The 20,355-nt window shown below is 41.6% G+C and carries 20 protein-coding genes, 5 tRNA genes, 1 other RNA gene and 1 riboswitch; of the genes, 11 read left to right on the plus strand and 15 right to left on the minus strand.

What is annotated here, in order from left to right:
* Positions 1-47: 47 nt before the first annotated feature.
* A riboswitch (FMN riboswitch) is annotated at positions 48-201 on the minus strand.
* A gap of 170 nt (positions 202-371) precedes the next feature.
* Entirely contained in the window at positions 372-2,213 is a 1,842-nt protein-coding gene (locus tag FTU75_RS01310; RefSeq protein ID WP_180114821.1) for a DUF2157 domain-containing protein, read from the plus strand.
* Positions 2,213-2,833, plus strand: coding sequence for a GDYXXLXY domain-containing protein (locus tag FTU75_RS01315; RefSeq protein ID WP_180114823.1), 621 nt, complete (start codon positions 2,213-2,215; stop codon positions 2,831-2,833). Before FTU75_RS01310 ends, FTU75_RS01315 begins: the two co-directional genes overlap by 1 nt.
* Positions 2,834-2,955: 122 nt before the next feature.
* On the opposite strand, the gene panD is transcribed toward FTU75_RS01315, so the two are convergent.
* The 11 genes from panD to FTU75_RS01370 all read right to left on the minus strand — a co-directional run bounded on the left by panD (position 2,956) and on the right by FTU75_RS01370 (position 9,097).
* Positions 2,956-3,336, minus strand: coding sequence for an aspartate 1-decarboxylase (gene panD / locus FTU75_RS01320; RefSeq protein ID WP_078191363.1), 381 nt, complete (start codon positions 3,334-3,336; stop codon positions 2,956-2,958).
* 150 nt (positions 3,337-3,486) lie between these two features.
* Entirely contained in the window at positions 3,487-4,062 is a 576-nt protein-coding gene (gene pth / locus FTU75_RS01325) for an aminoacyl-tRNA hydrolase (protein ID WP_078192180.1), read from the minus strand.
* Between the two features lie 20 nt (positions 4,063-4,082).
* Positions 4,083-4,379, minus strand: a complete 297-nt coding sequence (gene rplY, locus FTU75_RS01330) for a 50S ribosomal protein L25 (RefSeq protein WP_078192179.1) — start codon at positions 4,377-4,379, stop codon at positions 4,083-4,085.
* A gap of 98 nt (positions 4,380-4,477) precedes the next feature.
* Positions 4,478-5,431 (minus strand): ribose-phosphate pyrophosphokinase, encoded by a 954-nt coding sequence (locus FTU75_RS01335; protein ID WP_078191360.1) that lies wholly within the window; start codon positions 5,429-5,431, stop codon positions 4,478-4,480.
* A gap of 37 nt (positions 5,432-5,468) precedes the next feature.
* Positions 5,469-5,543, minus strand: a tRNA-Gln gene (locus tag FTU75_RS01340).
* A gap of 91 nt (positions 5,544-5,634) precedes the next feature.
* Positions 5,635-5,709, minus strand: a tRNA-Gln gene (locus tag FTU75_RS01345).
* 28 nt (positions 5,710-5,737) lie between these two features.
* Positions 5,738-5,812 (minus strand) — tRNA-Gln (locus tag FTU75_RS01350).
* Positions 5,813-5,850: 38 nt separating this feature from the next.
* Positions 5,851-5,925, minus strand: a tRNA-Gln gene (locus FTU75_RS01355).
* Positions 5,926-5,928: 3 nt separating this feature from the next.
* A complete protein-coding gene (gene ispE / locus FTU75_RS01360; protein WP_180114867.1) occupies positions 5,929-6,768 on the minus strand; it encodes a 4-(cytidine 5'-diphospho)-2-C-methyl-D-erythritol kinase in 840 nt (279 codons plus the stop codon).
* Positions 6,769-6,796: 28 nt separating this feature from the next.
* A complete protein-coding gene (lolB, locus tag FTU75_RS01365) occupies positions 6,797-7,375 on the minus strand; it encodes a lipoprotein insertase outer membrane protein LolB (RefSeq protein WP_180106153.1) in 579 nt (192 codons plus the stop codon).
* 9 nt (positions 7,376-7,384) lie between these two features.
* Positions 7,385-9,097, minus strand: a complete 1,713-nt coding sequence (locus tag FTU75_RS01370) for a hypothetical protein (protein WP_180005451.1) — start codon at positions 9,095-9,097, stop codon at positions 7,385-7,387.
* Between the two features lie 78 nt (positions 9,098-9,175).
* Here FTU75_RS01370 and hemA point away from each other — a divergent pair, with 78 nt between their 5' ends.
* A complete protein-coding gene (gene hemA, locus FTU75_RS01375) occupies positions 9,176-10,459 on the plus strand; it encodes a glutamyl-tRNA reductase (RefSeq protein ID WP_180023232.1) in 1,284 nt (427 codons plus the stop codon).
* Between the two features lie 53 nt (positions 10,460-10,512).
* Here the strand turns inward: hemA and FTU75_RS01380 are convergent, their stop codons facing one another.
* Positions 10,513-12,441 carry a DNA primase gene (locus FTU75_RS01380; protein WP_180114825.1) on the minus strand — a complete coding sequence of 643 codons (1,929 nt, stop codon included), beginning with the start codon at positions 12,439-12,441 and terminating at the stop codon, positions 10,513-10,515.
* A gap of 233 nt (positions 12,442-12,674) precedes the next feature.
* Positions 12,675-13,646, minus strand: a complete 972-nt coding sequence (locus tag FTU75_RS01385; protein WP_078192174.1) for an outer membrane protein assembly factor BamD — start codon at positions 13,644-13,646, stop codon at positions 12,675-12,677.
* Between the two features lie 71 nt (positions 13,647-13,717).
* Here FTU75_RS01385 and rluD point away from each other — a divergent pair, with 71 nt between their 5' ends.
* From rluD to FTU75_RS01405, 4 genes are all read left to right on the plus strand, one after another.
* The gene (rluD, locus tag FTU75_RS01390; protein WP_078192173.1) at positions 13,718-14,770 is read left to right on the plus strand and encodes a 23S rRNA pseudouridine(1911/1915/1917) synthase RluD; all 1,053 of its coding nucleotides are present in this window, start codon (positions 13,718-13,720) and stop codon (positions 14,768-14,770) included.
* Between the two features lie 44 nt (positions 14,771-14,814).
* On the plus strand, positions 14,815-15,555 hold the full coding sequence (gene pgeF, locus FTU75_RS01395) for a peptidoglycan editing factor PgeF (protein ID WP_180005456.1): 741 nt from the start codon (positions 14,815-14,817) through the stop codon (positions 15,553-15,555).
* A gap of 40 nt (positions 15,556-15,595) precedes the next feature.
* A complete protein-coding gene (locus tag FTU75_RS01400; protein ID WP_078192171.1) occupies positions 15,596-16,147 on the plus strand; it encodes a flavodoxin family protein in 552 nt (183 codons plus the stop codon).
* Positions 16,148-16,376: 229 nt separating this feature from the next.
* Positions 16,377-17,726, plus strand: coding sequence for a hypothetical protein (locus tag FTU75_RS01405; RefSeq protein ID WP_373685838.1), 1,350 nt, complete (start codon positions 16,377-16,379; stop codon positions 17,724-17,726).
* Between the two features lie 53 nt (positions 17,727-17,779).
* On the opposite strand, the gene smpB is transcribed toward FTU75_RS01405, so the two are convergent.
* Positions 17,780-18,253: an SsrA-binding protein SmpB gene (smpB, locus tag FTU75_RS01410; RefSeq protein ID WP_180114827.1), complete on the minus strand. Its 474-nt coding sequence runs from the start codon at positions 18,251-18,253 to the stop codon at positions 17,780-17,782.
* Between the two features lie 137 nt (positions 18,254-18,390).
* On the opposite strand from smpB, the gene coaD reads away from it, so the two are divergent.
* The 4 genes from coaD to FTU75_RS01430 all read left to right on the plus strand — a co-directional run bounded on the left by coaD (position 18,391) and on the right by FTU75_RS01430 (position 19,703).
* On the plus strand, positions 18,391-18,882 hold the full coding sequence (gene coaD, locus FTU75_RS01415) for a pantetheine-phosphate adenylyltransferase (RefSeq protein WP_078191350.1): 492 nt from the start codon (positions 18,391-18,393) through the stop codon (positions 18,880-18,882).
* A 1-nt stretch (position 18,883) separates the two neighbouring features.
* On the plus strand, positions 18,884-19,147 hold the full coding sequence (locus FTU75_RS01420; protein ID WP_180076745.1) for a YfhL family 4Fe-4S dicluster ferredoxin: 264 nt from the start codon (positions 18,884-18,886) through the stop codon (positions 19,145-19,147).
* Positions 19,148-19,173: 26 nt separating this feature from the next.
* Positions 19,174-19,553: RNase P RNA component class A (rnpB, locus tag FTU75_RS01425), an RNA gene on the plus strand.
* Between the two features lie 73 nt (positions 19,554-19,626).
* Positions 19,627-19,703 (plus strand) — tRNA-Met (locus FTU75_RS01430).
* A 67-nt stretch (positions 19,704-19,770) separates the two neighbouring features.
* On the opposite strand, the gene FTU75_RS01435 is transcribed toward FTU75_RS01430, so the two are convergent.
* Positions 19,771-20,349: a hypothetical protein gene (locus FTU75_RS01435; RefSeq protein WP_180114829.1), complete on the minus strand. Its 579-nt coding sequence runs from the start codon at positions 20,347-20,349 to the stop codon at positions 19,771-19,773.
* Between the last annotated feature and the right edge of the window lie 6 nt (positions 20,350-20,355).

Genomic DNA, 20,355 nt, shown 5'->3' on the forward strand with positions numbered 1-20,355 from the left:
TGGCGTTACGATATATATTGAAAATGATCAATGATATAGAGATGTGACGTCGTCTTCTTTCATCCGGACTATACCGTCGGCTCAGGTATTGCACCTGATCTGCGAATCGAGTTTAAACGATTGGCTCGTGGGCTTTTTGCAGGGCGTTCAACCCAACAAATTTACCACCGGTGGGGAATTACACCCCGCCCTGAAGCGATGTGAAATGATTATAGACCTGTTCTAGGCTGAATAGGATGTTAATACTCGGAATCTTTTGCAAAATTTTAGATAAGTAAAGTTATAAGATTGGATTTGTAAGCATTTATATAAAGTGTGTCAAAGCATGCTATCGTGCCGATAAATCAACCATGATTGCATAATGATAAAAAATGACCGCTCCTCAGCATTCTCAGCAGCAGAATATAAAGCTGCATCATTCACAGTTAGATCAAGAGTTTTCAACAGATCTGTTCCAAGATGTACAGGTCATTCGGTATCTGCAAGTGATCGGTGTTGCACTGATAGCAGCCAGTTTCGTGTATTTGATCGCGGCAAACTGGCTGATGTTACCCAAATTTATTCAATTGGCAATTCCAATGTTGCTGTTGGTACTGAGTGCTGTGACGAGTGTATATTTTGTAAGGCATGCTTGGATTCAGCAAAGCTTAGATGCTTTAAGTGCTTTGTTGCTCGGATTAAGTTTAGCTGTGATTGGGCAGGTCTATCAAACAGGAGCAGACAGTTATCTGTTATTTTTGGTCTGGGCTTTGCTGCTTTTACCTTGGTTATATCGACCGAATATCGGAGTCTTTGCGTTACTGTGTTTGATCAGTCAATTGGCATTATTTTTATATTTTAAACAAAGCTATTTAATCGTTGATCATTCTTGGGGGTATTTACTCTGTATGAATGTATTGACGGCAATTTGTGTGACCTATTGTTTGAAATATTATGCTGCACTGCGCTTAGTATTTATTGCATTTATTACACTAATGTCGATGTATTGCATGTTTTTATACTGTGGAAATGGGGTAGATCAGTATCAATGGCAATATTTAATTTTTGCCTTGTTGCTTCCAATTTATCTGATTATCTATTTTTATCGACAACAGCGTGCATTAGAAACCAGTTTACAAACTGCGGGTCTTGCCGCGAGTTTCAGTATTTTGATTTTCCAATGGGCAGAACATATTTTATCTGACTCGAGTGCAGGATTGTTGGTTTTTGCTTTGCTGATATTTGCTTGGTTTGCGGTGATCAGTTGGGCGCTGATGAAATTTCTGCCACAGACTAAATTTGCGGTTATTCCTTTAGCGATTGGGGCATGGTTGGCAGGAATTATTTTATCGAGCTTATTGCTGACCTATTGGAAGGCGTTTTCGATCGTCATGGGCTTAGTTTTTGTAGCTGTGGCTTGGTGGTTGATTCGACGAGCTAAAAGTATCTTTAGTCGCCAATTTGCTTACTGCTTATGGGTATGTGGCCAATCTGCGGTCTTCATTCATACAGAGAGCTTAACCAATAGCATTTCGTTTATTTTAGTGTTGCAAATTGGCGTTATATTGCTCTGTTTGTTTAGTCGAATGCATTGGTTTATTGTTTTTATTCAACTCATTGCAGGATACGGCCTTGCAGTGGCCACACTATTTGATGCCGATCTTTTTATGAGCAATGAACATGTCATCTTAGCTGTGATTGGATTGAATTATATTCTACTGATTTTCTTGCTCGGGAGTGCAACAGCTTGGTTGCACTCGATGTATCGAAAAAGCATTGTGTTGTGGATGTTATGCATCGTATTGGTGGGTGTGGTGTTGCAGACGTTGTCAAATAACATTCTACAATTTGAACAGACCCAAAATGGTGTTCTTGACCTGTTTGTCGGTTACCTGCTGCCTGTGGTTTGGCTTGGCCTTTACATCGCAAATCAGCAAAAACAGGTGGGGAGCGAAAAATGGCCGTTACTGCTATTGGGCCTTGTGCTGATTGCGATGGGCTATTTTGGAATTTTCTTGTTATTGGTTTTATTGGCATGGGCGCAGGTCTATCAGCAATCTTTGGTTAAAGCCTTGAGCATCTTGTTGATCATTTTTAGCTTATGGATGCTGTATTACAATTTGGGTCTGAGTTTTTTATTGAAAAGTTTAACGATTTTGATTTCTGGCCTTTTGCTACTTGGCATTACCAAGATGTTATCTACGATACAGTATAAACAAGGGGGAGATGTGTGATGACCATACTCAATAAAAAAATGCTTCCTATTGGTTTGGCTGTACTTAGTATTCTTTTATTTGTACTGATGATTGCACGTCATGAATGGCATCTGGCAAACAGTCAGAGTATTTATGTAAAGCTGCAGCCTGTCGATCCACGCTCTTTGATTCAAGGTGATTATATGGTCTTGAATTATCAGCTCTATTTTGGTGGTCAGCCATCAAAAGAGCAATCTGCCAATGGGCAGGCTGCCAAAGCGAATACAGAAGAAAATGTACACCGTGACTATTTTGTCGATCAAAAAAGTATTGTGAGTTATGTGCAGCTTGATGCACAGCGTAGAGTGATTCGAACCAGTTTCAACCCAGAGTTGTTAGCGCAGTATCCAAGCTCATCCACAAAACTGCTGCTCAAAAATCCTGATAATAGATTTGAGGGTTTATATCCCGCTGCGAGCAGCTTTTTATTTGCTGAAGGCTTGGAGTCGTGCTATCGCGATGCGCAATATGCAGAGCTAAAGGTACAAGAAAATGGTCAGCCTTTGTTGGTGGGTTTGGTCGGAGAGCATTTACAGCCCTTTGATTGTAAACAAAACCAAGCATGGTGGAAGGGCCCGAGAGCAGGGGAGATAAGTTGAGCTGTTGAGTTATATGTAGTGATATGCGTCTAATACTGAATTTTTGCAGTCAATAATGCATAGTTCAGCCATAAAAAAGCCCGCAAATTTTGCGGGCTTTTTAGAATCTTTAAATGCTTGAATTAAGCGACTTGAACTGGAATACAGTTCGCTGTGTGGTTCACCGTGTTGTTTGGGTTCGCGTAGACTAAGCGTGGCTTATGTGCATTTGCTTCAGCTTCTGTGAAATCACCAAAAGTTGCGATAATCAACAAGTCGCCAATATCTGCTTGGTGAGCAGCACCGCCATTTACAGAGATAATGCCAGAACCTTCTTCACCACGAATGGCATAAGTGGTAAAACGCTTACCATTAGTCACGTTCCACATATGAATTTCTTCATACTCACGGATACCGGCTAAATCTAGAAGAATACCGTCAATTGCACAAGAACCTTCATAATGTAATTCTGCTTGTGTAACGACGCAACGGTGGATTTTAGCTTTTAATAAACGAGATAGCATGGCTAGCGTCTCCTTGGTAGACCTAAGATCGTATCTTATGGTGGAACAATCTCTTGAATGCTGGGTGAGCAGTCAAATGCAAGCGCATTTTGCTCTGAAATCATTCAGATGGCAATAAGTATTGTTCAACAATTTGTGGAATTGTCAGTTCTATTTGTAAGCGTTGATTTGGTTCATAGCTTGCTGAATCTCACCACTTACCAACAATTTAGTACGTGATAAGGCATGTGCAATAGCATCATCCATTAAGCCTTGTTCACTACTTGGTGCTTTACCTAAGACATGGCCTGAGACACGTTCCTTAGAACCTGGATGACCAATACCAATACGTAAACGATGGAAATTTGGACCAATATGCGGGACGATATCGCGCAAACCATTATGACCACCATGACCACCGCCAGTTTTCAGGCGAATGACACCAGGGTTCATATCAAGTTCATCGTGTGCGATAAGTATTGCTTCAGGAGCAATTTGATAGAATTTGGCGAAGGGAACAACACTTTGACCAGAGAGGTTCATAAAGGTTGTGGGTAACAGCAGACGAACGTCTTGACCTTCGATATTACCACGACCACTGATGCCTTTATATTTAGGATCAGCTTTGAGTTGGATGCCATATTGTTCTGCAAGGCGTTCTACGAACCAGAAGCCTGCATTATGGCGGGTTTGGGCATACTCAGAACCTGGGTTACCCAAACCAACAATCAGTGAAAGTTTACTCACTCATTTACACCATTTAACACTTATGCGCGTTTGAAGTCAGCGTGCATAGGAGTGTTTTTAGCTGGGTGACGTTGTAAAGCTTGGATTTTAACGCTTTCAGCTTTACCGTCGATGTTGATTTCAACAACTTCTTCAAAGAATGCGTTGTTTTCTAAAGCTTTAACAAGTTCGCGAAGTTCCAAAGTAACTGCTACAGGTTCAGCTGCACCACCGTAGATGATTGCTGGTACTTTATTTTGAAGACGAAGGCGGCGGCTCGAACCTTTCCCTTGTACTGCTTCTTCACGTGCTACTGCATTTAATACGAAGTTTGCCATGATAGACATTCCTATTTAAGTTTAATTAACTAGACCTTCGACCAGTCTAGTGATAGAAAGCCCCACCAAAAGGCAGGGCTTTTAAATTTAGCGCTATATTATAGATAAGAATCGAACATTGCGCTAATAGATTCTTCGTTGTTAATACGACGAATTGTTTCAGCAACCATACTTGCAACTGAAACTTGGCGAATCTTACCAAGAGCTTGAGCTTCTTCTGAAAGCGGAATAGTGTCTGTTACAACCAATTCGTCAATCACAGAGTTTTTCAAGTTTTCTAAAGCTTTACCAGAAAGTACAGGGTGAGTTGCGTAAGCAACAACTTTGCGAGCACCGAAAGTTTTTAGTGCGTCAGCAGCTTTACACAATGTACCTGCTGTATCCACCATATCATCAACGATGACACAGTCACGGCCTTTAACGTCACCGATCAAGTGCATTACTTGAGATTCATTCGCTTTTTGACGGCGTTTGTCGATGATCGCAAGATCGATATCACCCATTTGCTTAGCTACAGCACGCGCACGTACTACACCACCAACGTCAGGAGAAACAACCATTAAGTTGTCGTGTGACTGTTGACGAAGATCTGCTAAAAGTGCAGGAGTACCGTAGATGTTGTCTACAGGAATATCGAAGAAACCTTGGATTTGGTCAGCATGAAGGTCGATCATGACAACGCGGTCAATACCAACAGTTGTGAGCATATCTGCAACAACTTTTGCTGTAATTGGCACACGGCTTGAACGTGGACGACGGTCTTGACGAGCATAACCAAAATAAGGAATGACAGCAGTGATACGACCAGCACTTGCTCGACGCAAAGCATCAGCCATAACTAAGATTTCCATAAGGTTATCGTTAGTTGGAGCACAAGTTGGTTGTACGATGAATACGTCTTTACCACGAACATTTTCAGTAATTTCGACAGCGATTTCACCGTCAGAAAATTGACCTACAGATGCAGCACCTAGAGGGATGTGAAGGTGGCTAACGACTTTTTGGGCGAATTGTGGATGTGCAGATCCACTAAAAACGACAAGATTGGGCATGAAGCACCCTTGGCGGTTGGCAAATTAGGGAATTAGATGGCAGGGGCGGCTGGATTCGAACCAACGGATGCCGAGATCAAAACCCGGTGCCTTACCACTTGGCGACGCCCCTAATGCGGCAGAACTTTAATATTTTTACAGTATTTTGTCAAGTTGAAACAACAAAGATACTGCAAATTATGCTCTGTCTTTTTTGAAGTAAATGGCAGGGGCGGCTGGATTCGAACCAACGGATGCCGAGATCAAAACCCGGTGCCTTACCACTTGGCGACGCCCCTAAATTGATGAAATAGCGAATAAAGTAAATGGCAGGGGCGGCTGGATTCGAACCAACGGATGCCGAGATCAAAACCCGGTGCCTTACCACTTGGCGACGCCCCTAATACTTTACAGCAATTACATCTACAGGTGAAAAATGATGGCAGGGGCGGCTGGATTCGAACCAACGGATGCCGAGATCAAAACCCGGTGCCTTACCACTTGGCGACGCCCCTATATCAAACTTCAAAATGACGTAATGGTGATTCTTGCAAACTGCGAACCAAGTAAGATTTACATGGTGCATTTTTCAATATGTCATCAATATTCATATTTTCAGTCACTTCAGTAAATACACAAGCACCTGTACCTGTAAGCTTTGCTGTACCGAACTGATCTAAGTACCGCATTGCTTCATCGACTTCGGGATATAAGCTTCGTGCCACAGGCTCAAAGTTATTTCCAAAATCAGATGGCGTTTCCTGATAGCCGCAAAATTTAGTGGGCTTTGAGTCTCTTGTCAACGTTTTTTGTGAAAAAAGCAGTTGAGTGCTGATAAAACAGTCAGGTTTTAATACAATGTACTGTTTTTGAGCTAAATCTATGAATGTTAAGTGTTCACCGATACCTTCTGCCCATGCATTTAGACCATGTACAAACACGGGAACATCTGCCCCAAGTTGTAAGCCGAGTTCTGCAAGTTGTTCGGTATTTAGACCACATTTCCAAAGTTGATTAAGCACGATTAGGGTGGTGGCTGCATTGGATGAACCACCGCCGAGCCCTGCACCCATCGGTATATTTTTTTCAATGTGGATTTTTTGTGCAGTCAGTGCTTTAGCAAACGGTTTGAGTATTTGAGCAGCACGATAAATTAAATTTTGCTCTAGATTGACGCTGTTTAAGCCCTCAATTTGAATAAAATCTTCATCAGCAGAATTTGCAAGTGGGTGAAATTCCATCCAATCCGATAAATCGATGAGCTGAAAAATTGTTTGTAATTCGTGATATCCATTAGGACGTCGGCCAGTAATGTGCAAAAACAAATTGAGTTTTGCAGGAGAAGGTACACGAATCACGGAAGTCATAGTTCAGCTTTTAGGCAAATTAACGATTTTGAATCACCATTGTAATACGGTTTTCCTGACCGGATTCAAGTGCTTGTTTTAAAATTAACTTGTTCGGTACCGTTGCAGTTTCATTATAACTCAGGTCAACCGTCCAACCATCTTCAATAATCTGTTGTGGACGCTGCGCAGTATCGCGTTGAATTTTTGCTTGTGTGGTTGCAGGGCGCGCCTGTACCCAGTCGACGAGGTGGGTAATGGGAGCTTGCCAACCGGTAGCACGTTCGAGTAATTCTTCTGGTGTTGCTGCTTCAATCAAACCGGTTTTTGCACTATTGAGTTGAACTTGACCGGGTTTACCGCTGATTTGAGTTTTTCCAACACCTAATATGCCACTCAGTTCGATATCATATTCATTGCGGTCTTGAACCCAAGTAAAAAAAGCACTTCCTGACTGTTGTGGCGTGCGCACACCAATCTTACCTTGTAAGTTGAATTGATTTGCAGCGACTTCTTCAGGGCTAGGTTGAGCGGGTGTTTTAACATATTGCTGACAACCGGTAAAAAATAAAGCGCAGCAGGTCAGGGCAGATACCCCAAATTTTGAAGATACTTGCATAAACTTTTTCTAACTCTTTTTCATGGGTTGGGGTAACAATAACGAATGTAGTTGCTCTAATTGCGGATCATTCGGATGTTTTTGTTGGAGTTGTTGTAACAACGCGTCAAATTTATTCATATCACCTTGCATGAAGACTGATCGTGCGTAGCGAATGCCAATTTTTAAACTATTACTCAGTTCATACGCTTTGGCCAAAACAGATGCAGATGTACTAAAATCATTTTGCAAATAACAAATATAACCGAATGTATCTAAAATTGAGGCTTGCTCAGGAGCATATTCCAAGGCATGTTCGACATATTTTCGGGCTTCATCTAAGCGTCTATTTTGTACCGCCAAAGTATAGGCATATGCATTTAAATAGGTCGGGCTATTGGGTTCAATTTCAAGTAATTGTTTTAGTAATTGGTCGAGTCTATCTTTATCTTGATGGGCGTCGAGCAGTAGAACTTCGGCATAAATGAGCTCTGGATCTTCAGGTAAGTTTTTTACCGCTTCATCAAGTAAACGAACTGCTGCTTTTTTATTGTTCATGCGTTTTAAAATATCTGCCTGAGCAAGATATAAGAAACTGGCATGTTGAGGATAATTAACCCGCTCTTGGGTTAAAAAGCGCAGTGCATCATGCAGCTTATTTTGCTGGCTAAAAATGCTGATCATATTGCGCCGTGAAACTGTATAAAGACTGCCATCAACAAGGCGATAATAGGCTTTTGCCGTTTCATAATGCTGTTTGCGTTCAGCATTTACTGCGAGATAGTAATACGCTTCATTTTGGTATTTGCTCGAATAACGTAACTCCACCAAATACTTTTCGGCTTTTTCATAAAGCTCTAAGTCAATACTGGTCAGACCTGCCATAAATAGCGGTTCTTCAGCAGATGGCCACTTCTTTAGTATATCTTCGAGTTTTTCTAGACCTAATTCTGACTGATTGATTTTAATTAAATATTTTGCTTCTGCTAAGCGAACTTCCATATTGTTGCGGTGTTTACGGCTGGATTTTTCGAACCATTTTAAGGTTTCTTCTTCATCACCTAACGACATAAGTAAATTGGCTTTCATTAAGATATAGCCAGTCACTTTCGGGCGTTTTTTTAGTGCTAAATTAATGGTGTCTAAGGCATCAGCAAAGGCACCATTTTGAGCTTGTAAACCTGCGACTAAGACCAAAATAGAGGGATTGGTTTTTTCTTTGCTGGCGGTCAGTGCTTGGATCAGATAAGCACGATCTTCCTCTGACTCAGGGGAAATACCCGCCAAAATTTGTTCTAAATCTGCATTTGGGTCAATGGTTAAAATTTTATCAAGTGTTTCGGCGGCAAGCTCATATTCATGGGCTTTCAAAGCAATATGTGATAAATAAAATAATGCTGGTACATCTTCAGGTTCTTGCACAACCCAATGTGTAGCAATATCTAAGGCTGCTTGTAAATCATTTTGCTCAATAGCAACGTTTAAAGCACGCTGTTTGACCATGGTGGATTTGCTTTTGATTGCAAGCACGGTGTAATTATGAAGCGCGGTTGGGATGTCGTTATAAGCTAAGGCAAATTCTGCAATCATACTTTGTTTAATTGCATCATATCCTGAATTTGCATGGTAAACTTCTCCCACGGCCCGAATTGGGGCAGTAGAAGCCATGCTACCAACAAGTAAGAATGTGGTAGAATACTGCTTTATTGTCTGGCCGTTCAGTCGGCTATTTGTTAGACGCAATTTTTCTTGATCCAAGTAATGCTTTTTATGACGCCGATAATGCACAATAGCATAAATTTAGCGAAATGATGATCTGATATGTCTTTCTTTGCATTGGGTGTCAACCATCAAACCGCCTCTGTAGAACTGCGCGAACAGATTGCATTTAACCCTGAAAAGTTAACAGCGCTGCTTGAACAGCAAAGCCATGCACCTGAACTCAATGACATGGTGGTGGTATCTACATGTAATCGTACTGAAGTCTATGCGATGTCTGAAAATGCAGACATGGTATTGAATTGGCTTGCCCAATCAAATGGTATTGATGTAAAGCAATTGTCAAATCATGTGTATCGTTATGAAAATGCACAGGCGGTGACACACCTCATGCGTGTGGCTAGCGGCTTGGATTCGCTCATGCTTGGTGAGCCTCAAATCTTAGGTCAAGTTAAAACGGCTTTGTCCTTAGCCAAAGATGCCGAAACTGTCTCCCCAAATTTAAACCGTATTTTTGAATATGCCTTTTATGCGGCAAAACGAGTGCGTTCTGAAACAGCGGTAGGAAGTCATGCGGTGTCGATGGGCTATGCCGTTGCTCAGCTAGCTTTACAGGTTTTTAGTCAGCCTGAAAAATTGACGGTCATGATTGTTGCTGCTGGTGAAATGAATAGCTTGGTTGCGAAGCATTTGGCCGAAATGGGTGTGGGTAGAATTATTATCTGTAACCGTACACGTGCCCGTGCTGAAGCTTTATCCCAAGAGATTGCTCATCGCGTAGAAGTTGAAATAATTGATTTTGCAGATTTGGCAGACAATTTACATCGCGCAGATGTAATTTCAAGTTGTACTGGAAGCTTGCATCAAGTGATTTATTTTGCGGATGTCAAAGCAGCATTGAAAAAACGCCGTTATAAACAAATGTTGTTGGTCGATTTGGCGGTACCCCGTGATATTGAAGCCAAAGTCGAAAGTTTAGATGGTGTTTATTTATATGGTGTCGATGATCTGCAAACAGTCATAGAAGAAAACTTGGCTCAGCGTCGTCAGGCGGCAGTTGAAGCCGAAGTGATGGTTAATCAGCTTGCGACAGATTTAATCACACAGCAAAAAGTGAATTTGGCTGGCTCGACAATTCATGCATACCGTGAACATGGTGAGTCATTGCGTCAAGAAGAACTGGCTTTAGCCCTGAATCGTCTACAAAAGGGCGAAGATGCTGCGAAGATTATGCAAGAAATGTCGCATCGTTTAACCCAAAAGCTGTTGCATCCAACCTCTATCGTGCTGCGCAATGCAGCGATGGCGGAAGACCCTGCTTATTTTGAAATGTTAGAACAAAATTTAGTTAATGTGGCTGAAAATCGCCGTAAACCAAAGAAATAAATAAGCTATTCATTGAATAACGGTCATTCACAGTTTGAACTTGAAGTTAAAAATTAATCTTCAAGGAGGGTGAGCGATCTTTTTTTATCAATATCATAAATACGTTGTTTTAAATTACGCATTTCAGCAAGGCTAGAAAACTTATTCGACTTGATCTTGAGTTGTAAGAATTGATATTGCAATTTTGTCGATAAATCTGCCGCAAGTTTATCTGCTTGTTCAGGTGATGACGTATAGTCACTGATATTGGCATGTTCTAAAATATGTTGTAATTCATGATGATGTGCTGCACAAGCACCGAGTACATAATAGGTGGATAACTCTGGATCATCAGGCAATTCATCAAAAATCACATTGAAAATATTTAACACATGATAAAGCAATAGGTCTTGTGAAACTAAGGCGCGTAAAGGCTCAAAATGAATGTAAAGATAAGGATGATTGATTAAAATCGCAATCACATATTCTTCAGCATCAATTTTTGTACTAAAGCTCAATGATGCATCATTATTGACTTGAGGCTGCCACTTTCGGCTAAACCCTAATTTTTCACGGAAATATTGTTGTAGCAAATAACGATATGAACCACCTTTCGGCAACAGTTCAGTGAGCTGTCTGAGTTCACCCATCACCTTGCTTTTACCTTCAGGCGAAGCAACATTATGATTTTGCGTTAAATGTGCAAAAACAAATTCAGAAAGAAGCGGTGAGGTGTGCAGTAACCGTCGAAAATTTTCAATACCTTCACGACGGATCAATGAATCTGGGTCATGGTCATTCGGCAATACAAAGAATTTAAGTTCACGTCCATCATTCAGTAATGGCAGTGCAATTTCGAGCGTACGTCGAGCTGCTTTTTGACCTGCGGTATCTCCATCAAATGCAATGGTAATACGGCTATTTTGCTTAAATAAAATGTTTAAATGTTCAGTATTACTGGCAGTCCCTAAAGTCGCTACAGCGCCATGAATGCCATATTGCTGTAGGGCAATGACATCCATATAACCTTCGACCATTAACCAATCTTGGGCTTTTTGTTTACGGCCTTCATATAAACCATAAAGTAACTGGTTTTTATGGAAAACTTCAGAGTCTGGAGAGTTGATGTATTTTGGTTTGATTTCATCATTTAAGGCACGACCACCAAAACCGACCACACGACCTTTCGCATCTCGAATCGGGAAAATCACCCGCTCGCGCAGTAGGTCAAAGTCACGACCACTATCACTGGTGCGAATCAAACCGAGGAGTTTGAGTCCTTCGATATCTTGTGGAAAGGCTTTTTCCAGATGTTGCCAATCTTCGGGGGCATAGCCTAAACGCCAATAGGCGATGGTGTCTGCACTGAGACCCCGTTGTTTAAAATAAGCTTGCCCAATTGGACTGAGCGGAAGTTGTTGCTCATAAAACTGTGCGACATTTTCCAGCAAGTCATATAAGTTTCCGTCTTGCGGCACATCTTCAAATCCATTGGTAACTTGGTCAAAGTGAGCAAACGGATCGTTCCCATAAAAGGCATCTTCGTTATTTTGAAACTCAGCAAATGGGTCGTGTTCGAAATTTACTGCAGCAGGATTTGTGTCGGTTTCGCCTGTTTTGGGTGGCAGAGCTTTTGCTTCGATTGGAGGTTTTTGTACAGGTTTGGGTTTAGATTCGCGTTTATATTTGAGTTTATTGGAATCGTTATTGTCTTTCGGTAGTTCAATCCCTGTTTGGCTTGATAAATCCTTCATCACTTCGATGAAGTTACGGCTACCAATATCCATTAAAAAACGGATGGCATTACCATTGGCCTGACAACCAAAGCAGTGAAAATATTGTTTATCACGATAGACATGGAAAGATGGCGATTTTTCCTGATGGAATGGGCAGCATCCTGAGTAGGTGCGTCCAGTCTTTTTCAATTTCACAAATTGACCAATCACATCGACAATATCGGTGCGATCTAAAATTTGATCAATTGTATGTTGAGGAATGGCCATGCTGTTTTATCTGTCTATCTATTGAATTTGGGCAGTTCGTGAAATATGTTGAAATCAGCAATGCTGTAAGTTCAGTGGGGATGCAGTACAGCATCGTCCATCGAACTATTGTATACCTTTTAATCTAACCGAATCTGTAGATCCTGAAAAGATAAAAGGGCAAGTATTCTAACTTGCCCTTTGTGAAAAATCGACCTTCGTTGCGACTATATTATTCAGCTGATTCTGACGACTCAGTTTTTTTCGCTATGAGGACGATCCAATAAGCCAAAGCTTAAACGATTGGTTAAACTGCGTTTTTCTTCATCAGTTTCAACCGCGTCTGTAGAGGTTTGCTCAGACATCGTCTGTGCTTCTTTACCGAAAATACCCAAAGTTGCACGGTTAAGGAAGCTGCCTTCACTACGTGCAGCACGCATATTGACCGTACCGTCTGACTTCACAAGTTTTGGATAGTTCAGTTTAAGTACTTCAATGTATTGCTGAGACGTGGTTTTATCACCAAGTTTGTCGTAACCATAGGCTACAGTCGCTAGAGCTTCTGGAACTTGCGGTGCTTGCGGATAATGTTCGATCACCCAAAGTGAACGTTCAACAGCAGCTAACCATGCTTTACGCTTCACATTAAAACGCGCCGCATTCATTTCGCTTTCAGCCAATTCTTGACTGATGAACTTCATACGTTGTGCGGCATCGACTGCATATTCGCTCGATGGGTAGCGACGGATAAAGTCGACAAAGTTTTGATAAGCCACTTTGAGATAGCTCACATCACGATGCGATTGCTTTAAAGAAGTATAGCGAAGCAAACCGTTGTAGTTTTGCTCCATGTTTGAAACACCACGCACGTAGTACGCATAATCAACTTGCGGATGTTGTGGGTTCATACGAATAAAACGGTCTGCAAGTGCAATCGCACCTTCATAGTCTTTTTGCTGAAACTTTACATACAATAGTTCAAGTTGTGCTTGCTGCGCATAGTTACCTGTAGGGTAGTAGGTCTCTAGAGCTTCAAGGTGTTTTGCTGCATCTGTATATTGGTTACGTTCAAGCGCTTTTTGTGCTTTTTCGATATAAATCTGTTCGCTTGATTGTGGACCTGTGTCGACCACTTCTTTCTTTGGATTACTGCTACAGCCTACCATTGCCGATGCAATGCCTATTGTTAGAGCAAGCATTGTCATTTTATATTTTGGTAGCGACATAAAAATTCCTCTGTTAATACGGGCAATGAGCTACAATTGAACTATTAAACCACTTTTGTCTGAATGAGCAAATGAGTCAAGCACAATCTTCCAATTCTAATTTCCCTGAAACTGATTTCAATTTACTTGAAGATTCTGAGGATGCAGATAACCATACTTCAGACTCAACTGCAACACGTTTATCGTTGCAATTTCAATTGGATGAAAGCTATTTAGGACAACGTATTGATCAGGTTTCAGCACTGGTTTGGACTGATTTTTCTCGTGAAAAGCTAAAACAGTGGCTCAAAGAGGGCCATTTGTTGGTCAATGGTAACACTGTGAAACCAAAGTACAAATGCGAAGGCACAGAGTTATTGACTTTAGACGTCGAGTTAGAAGCACAAACCCGTAGCTTACCTGAAGATATTCCACTTAATATTGTCTATGAAGATGACGATATTATGGTGATTAATAAACCTGTCGGTATGGTTGTTCATCCGGGCGCTGGAAACAGTACAGGCACATTGGTGAATGCAATTTTGCACCATTACCCAAAATCTTCAGAGTTGACCCGTGCAGGTTTGGTGCATCGTATTGATAAAGACACCTCAGGTCTGTTGGTTGTTGCGAAAAACCTCGAATCCCAATTTTCTTTAAGTAAACAATTGGCGAAGAAATCGGTTTACCGTATTTACGATTTGATTGTATATGGCAACATTATTGCCGGCGGTACAGTCGATGAACCAATTAAACGTCATCCTGTCGATCGCATTAAAATGGCTGTCTTGCCGGGCGGTAAAGATGCAGTGACTCACTACAATGTGAAAGAACGTTTCCAAAACTTTACCCGCGTTCAAGCACGTCTAGAAACGGGTCGTACCCATCAAATTCGTGTGCATTTTACTTATATCGGTCATGGTCTTGTGGGCGATCAAGTGTATGTACCACGTGTACGTATGCCTGCAGGCGCGTCGGTGTTATTAGATGACACTTTACGTGGCTTTAAACGTCAGGCTTTACATGCGGTTAAACTGGGTCTCGTTCATCCACGTACAGGTGAAGACATGATGTTTGAAGCACCATGGCCTGAAGACTTTAATCAATTGGTTGAAGTATTACGTAGCGAAAACAAAGCGTATTAAGTTTTAACCTGATTTACACGCCATAGATAGAAAAGGACGGCAACATGCAATTTGTTCAGGGACTTCCACAGGGTGTTTTTGTGGGACAAACTCGAGTTCATCATGATCAGACGCAACCCGCTGAACAACCTGAACTGGCAGGATTTAATCTGGCATTGCATGTGGGAGATGATGCAGCGCGTGTGCAAAAGCACCGGATGCAATTGCTCAAAGACTTTGCTAAATATGGCGTGAATAAAATCAGCTGGATGAACCAAACGCACAGTACGCTATGCCATCGCATTGATGAACAGATCAACTTTGTTGCACCCGAAGGCGATGGTATGGTCACGCAGTCTAAACATCATGCCCTGATGATGATGACCGCAGACTGCTTACCCGTGGTTTTGGGTAATGCTGACGGGACTGAAGTTGCCAATCTGCATGCAGGTTGGAAGGGTCTGGCTAATGGTATTGTGGAAAACACCATTGCAGCCATGCATACTCAGCCAACATGGGCGTGGTTGGGGGCAGCCATTTGCCAAGAGAGTTTTGAAATTGGTGCAGAAGTCAAAGCTGCCTTTTGTTCCAAATATCCAGAACTTGAAAGTGCATTTAAAGCTGGTGTAAAGGAAGGTAAATATTATGCTGATCTTTATGCGATAGCGCGTTATATTCTTGCATTACATGGGGTTAAAGCCGTAACAGGTGGCGACCAATGTACCTTTTTGCAAGCTGAAGAATATTTTTCTTATCGCCGCGAAGCGAAAACAGGACGTATGGCAACATTCGTCTTTATGCTTTGAAAATGCTAAACTTGACTGAATCTATCGACTTTTAAATGTTATGTCTTTGACTGCTAAATCTCTTGCTGTTGTTTACCACAGCCCCTATGGGCACACTGCCAAAGTGGCGAATTTCATTGTACAAGGTGCAGAAAAAGCCGGTGTAAAAGTCCATCTCATGAATGTAGAGCATGTGGATTGGGATGAATTGGACAGTGCAGATGCCATCGTTTTTGGATGCCCAACCTATATGGGCAGTATGAGTGCGGCAATGAAATTATTCATGGAGCAATCATCTAAACGCTGGTTAGCACGGACATGGCAAGGCAAGTTAGCCGCTGGTTTTACCAATGGTGGCGGCTTAAGTGGAGATAAATTGGCAGTATTGCAGCAAATCAATTTATTCGCCATGCAGCACGGCATGTTGTGGAGCGGTCTTCCATTGATGCCAACTGGACGAAGCACAACAGATTTAAATCGGATGTCGAGCTTTTTAGGTTTAATGACACAATCGGATAATGCGCCTGTTGAAGTCACCCCACCTGCGGGTGATTTAGAAACCGCTATTTGGTTTGGTGAATATCTGGGACTGTTGTTAAATAAAGTTAATTAATTTGTAAATAAATCGTTTGAACTATCATTTATAAATCTTTGAAAACCCTAGTGAAGGAAATGTTGCTGGGGTTTTTATTGGCCTAAAATTCGTGAAAATTGGCATTTTGTATAATTGAGTTGTGATGCGTGTCACAAATTGCCATTCATTTACGCCAACGCTATTGATTTAATCTTCTCATAAATTTCACTCGGGATGAGTGACGAATATTAAAAAGGATTAAATAATCGTGAAAAAAACAATAGTCGCAATGGCATTGACCTTATGTGTTTCTGACGTTGTTTTTGCAGCAGAAGGATTGGTGGGATTAGCCGATGAAGAATTGTCTGCCATCAATGGTGCTGCATTGATGAATATGTCCTATACCGATCCTATTTTGGTCAACCAACAAATGGTCGATGAAAATATTGGTTTCTACAAACTCAGTTTAGATGCCGTCATGGATCTGAACGTCAATGTCAAAAGTTTGCAACTCGGCTGTGGTGGGGTAAATGGGGCAAATGGCTGTGATATTGATATTCGTCATCTAGCGCTAAGTGGTAATGCAACGTCGACCGATGCCAACGGTAATCCCGTCTTTAATGGTGATCGAGCGTCAACCAGTGCCGAACTGAAAAATCCGTTTATTGAATTTGCAATTAAAAACCCAAAACAAGCCGCTTTACGCGAAGTTAAAGGCTTCCGTGTCAGTGCTGAATCAATTACAGGTTTATTGACCACTGGTATTCAAAACACGGGTGCGCCGACAGATGGGATTAAGTCACTGAGCGGTTATATGAAAATTGCACCGACTACAGGGACAGCAAAGACCCAAGCAGCGATTTTTGGTGATAGCAGCAGTGAGACTTTATCCGGTAACTTGGTGATTAACACGATTTGGAACAATGATCGTAGCTTTGTCAGCCAACCTGAAAATAGTAAGGGTTTAAAAATTCCTTCAATGAATGTGCCATTTACCGTCCCTGAAATTACCATCAACGGAAAACGACAAACTCAAGCCGTTGCCAAAAATATCAGTGCGACTGTACCGTCGATTCAACTCAACCGTGATAGTGGTAGTTTGCAGGTCAAACTTGACCGTAATTTGTTATGGGTAGAAGGGGCGCAGTTCTTTATGGATTCGGGTTCATCAATTGATGGTTTGAAAATGAACATTACCTTTGAGCAAGCCTTAAATATGATTCATAACATCCCATTAAATGGCACAGCTGGTTATTTATCGCTTCAATCTCAAGATATCAGTTGGCCAGATGCCAATGCAGATGATATTGCACGTACAGGTTGGTGGATGTCATTTAAAGACCCGATCAATATTGGCAAATTAAATCCAACATCTGAAGTGGATATCTCAGGCGTCTTGCCACAAGTTGCTCAAAAAGTATCGCAAATTTTAACAAATGAACCAATTTATATTCCCTTAGGTTCTGCTGTTGGTGCAGCATTTGGTCTGCCAATTTATAAAAATGTAGGTTCAATTAACCTTAGTAATGCCGGTGCGGCCAATTTAACGTTAAAAAATCAGGTATTGGGAAATCAGGAAGTTCGGACCAACTGTTTTGGTGGATTGAAATTCTGCTAAATCTGCAATTTAAAAATAAAAAAACCTCCAAGATGGAGGTTTTTTTATTGAACTTATTTATGAAAAATACGGGCTTTATCGCGCTGCCAATCACGGTCTTTTTCCGTTGCACGCTTGTCGTGAAGCTGTTTACCTTTTACTAGGGCAATTTCAAGTTTGGCATGAGGACCTTTCCAGTAACATGCCAAAGGCACACATGAATAGCCTTTTTGGTTAATTGCACCTTGTAGTTTTTCAATTTCACGGCGGTTCAGCAATAATTTACGAGTACGTGTTGCTTCAGGCATTACATGTGTCGAAGCACTCAGTAAAGGTTGCACTTGAGCGCCGAATAAAAATGCTTCACCATTTTTAAACGTAATATAGCTCTCTACGATAGTCATACGACCCGCACGCATTGATTTGACTTCCCAGCCTTGTAATGAAAGACCCGCTTCAAATTTTTCTTCAATGAAATAATCGTGACGCGCACGCTTATTTAGGGCAATCGTACTGCTACTATTTTTTTTAACTACTGCTTTCGTCATAATCAAAAACTTCCAAACTTAGCACTATTGTACCCGAACTTTGAATAAGATGAAGTTTTTAAATTTACAAGCTGACTTCACCTATAAATCAAGATTTTGTTAAAATACCCATCTACATAATAACAGAGTACAACTGGATGTCTAAAACTCGTGTAATTTATCCGGGCACATTCGATCCAATTACTAATGGTCATATCGACTTAGTGACACGTGCATCACGCATGTTTGACGAAGTTGTCGTGGCAATTGCAATTGGACATCACAAAAACCCTGTGTTTAGTCTGGAAGAACGTGTTGCACTAGCGCAAGAGTCTTTAAGTCATTTGTCAAATGTTGAGTTTGTAGGTTTTGATGGGCTGTTGGTCAACTTCTTTAACGAGCAAAAAGCAACAGCCGTGTTACGTGGTTTACGTGCAGTTTCAGATTTTGAATATGAATTTCAATTGGCAAATATGAATCGCCGTTTGGACAGTAAATTTGAAGCCGTGTTCTTAACCCCATCAGAGCAATATTCGTTTATTTCATCTACGCTCGTGCGTGAAATTGCACGTTTAAATGGTGATGTCACTCAGTTTGTACCACAAGCTGTTGTGGAAGCCTTTAAGCGTAAACAACAGCAAGGTTGGTAGAGTGTCTTTATATATCACTGATGAATGCATCAACTGCGATGTCTGTGAACCTGTATGCCCCAATGAGGCGATTTTCATGGGGGAACTCATTTATGAGATTAACCCTGATTTGTGTACGGAATGCGTTGGGCATCACGATAAACCGCAGTGTCAGTTGTTCTGTCCGGTGGACTGTATTCCATTGGATCCGGCACATCCTGAAACTCAGGAACAGCTTCAACAGAAGTACGAAAAACTAATTGCTCAAAAAACATCAAGCAATTAGTTGTCAGATTTGTTAGAATGCGCCCCGAAGTGAACCAGACGATCGCTGCTGTGTATAGGTCTCCGTGACTAAAGCAGGGGAGGAAAGTCCGGGCTTCATAGGGCAAGGTGCCAGGTAACGCCTGGGCGGTGTGAGCCGACGGAAAGTGCAGCAGAGAGCAGACCGCCTTCATTATGGTTTCGAGCAATCGAAATCGGAGGTAAGGGTGAAAGGGTGCGGTAAGAGCGCACCGCATGACTGGTAACAGTTCATGGCATGGTAAACCCCACCGGAAGCAAGACCAAATAGGGATCCTTTAGGCATGGCCCATGCTGGATCCGGGTAGGTCGCTTGAGCGTATGAGTGATTGTACGCCTAGAGGAATGATCGTCCTCGACAGAACCCGGCTTATCGGTTCACTTCAACAAATTTTGATCAAATACGCGCATTATGGGCTTGACGATATTTAAATATCCCTCCATAATGCGCGCACAGTTTAAGGCTATGTAGCTCAGTTGGTTAGAGCACCGCACTCATAATGCGGGGGTCACAAGTTCAAGTCTCGTCATAGCCACCATATTCAAAAAAAGACCACTCCGATTGAGTGGTCTTTTTTTATGTCTCAATTTTCCAAATTTAAAAAATTAACGATAAACAAAACGACGCATACCTGCACGTAAGGCAAATGCGCCATGCATATATAAGCCACCGAGCCAATACGGCACATTGTAAATATCTTCATGGCGATATTTAACTAAAGCAAACTCAGTCAATAGTCCTTCAAAGAACGTGCCGCCAATGACAAGCATAATGGCTAATATCAGTAGCCATGTACGCTCATAGCTAAATAACCAGCGAATAAAAAAGCTAATATAGAAAATCCAGCACAATGCTTCAGGGTGGAAGTTACCAAAACCACTGAGTATGTAGACAATCGCAAAGAGTACTAAAGCCTCAACTAATGGAGCTGTACCATCGTGATGGCAACTGAGCTGAGTCATTACATAGTGTTTAAGTAGTTGTGTAAGTTGAATATAGCTAAATGCCATGAAAGCAAAGGCAATAAAAAAGCCGGGGAATACCCACCAAGCCTGATGGAAAAATAATGGGTTGGGATAACTAAGCGTCTGGGTATAGACATGAATCGCATCGCAAAAAGTTGCGACGACTGCTGCCAGCAGGGCAAGTATAAATATGCCTGAGAATTGAGTGGTTCTCGTCATCATTCA

The sequence above is a fragment of the Acinetobacter sp. YH12140 genome (genome assembly GCF_013418475.1).
Classification (GTDB): Bacteria; Pseudomonadota; Gammaproteobacteria; order Pseudomonadales; family Moraxellaceae; genus Acinetobacter; species Acinetobacter amyesii.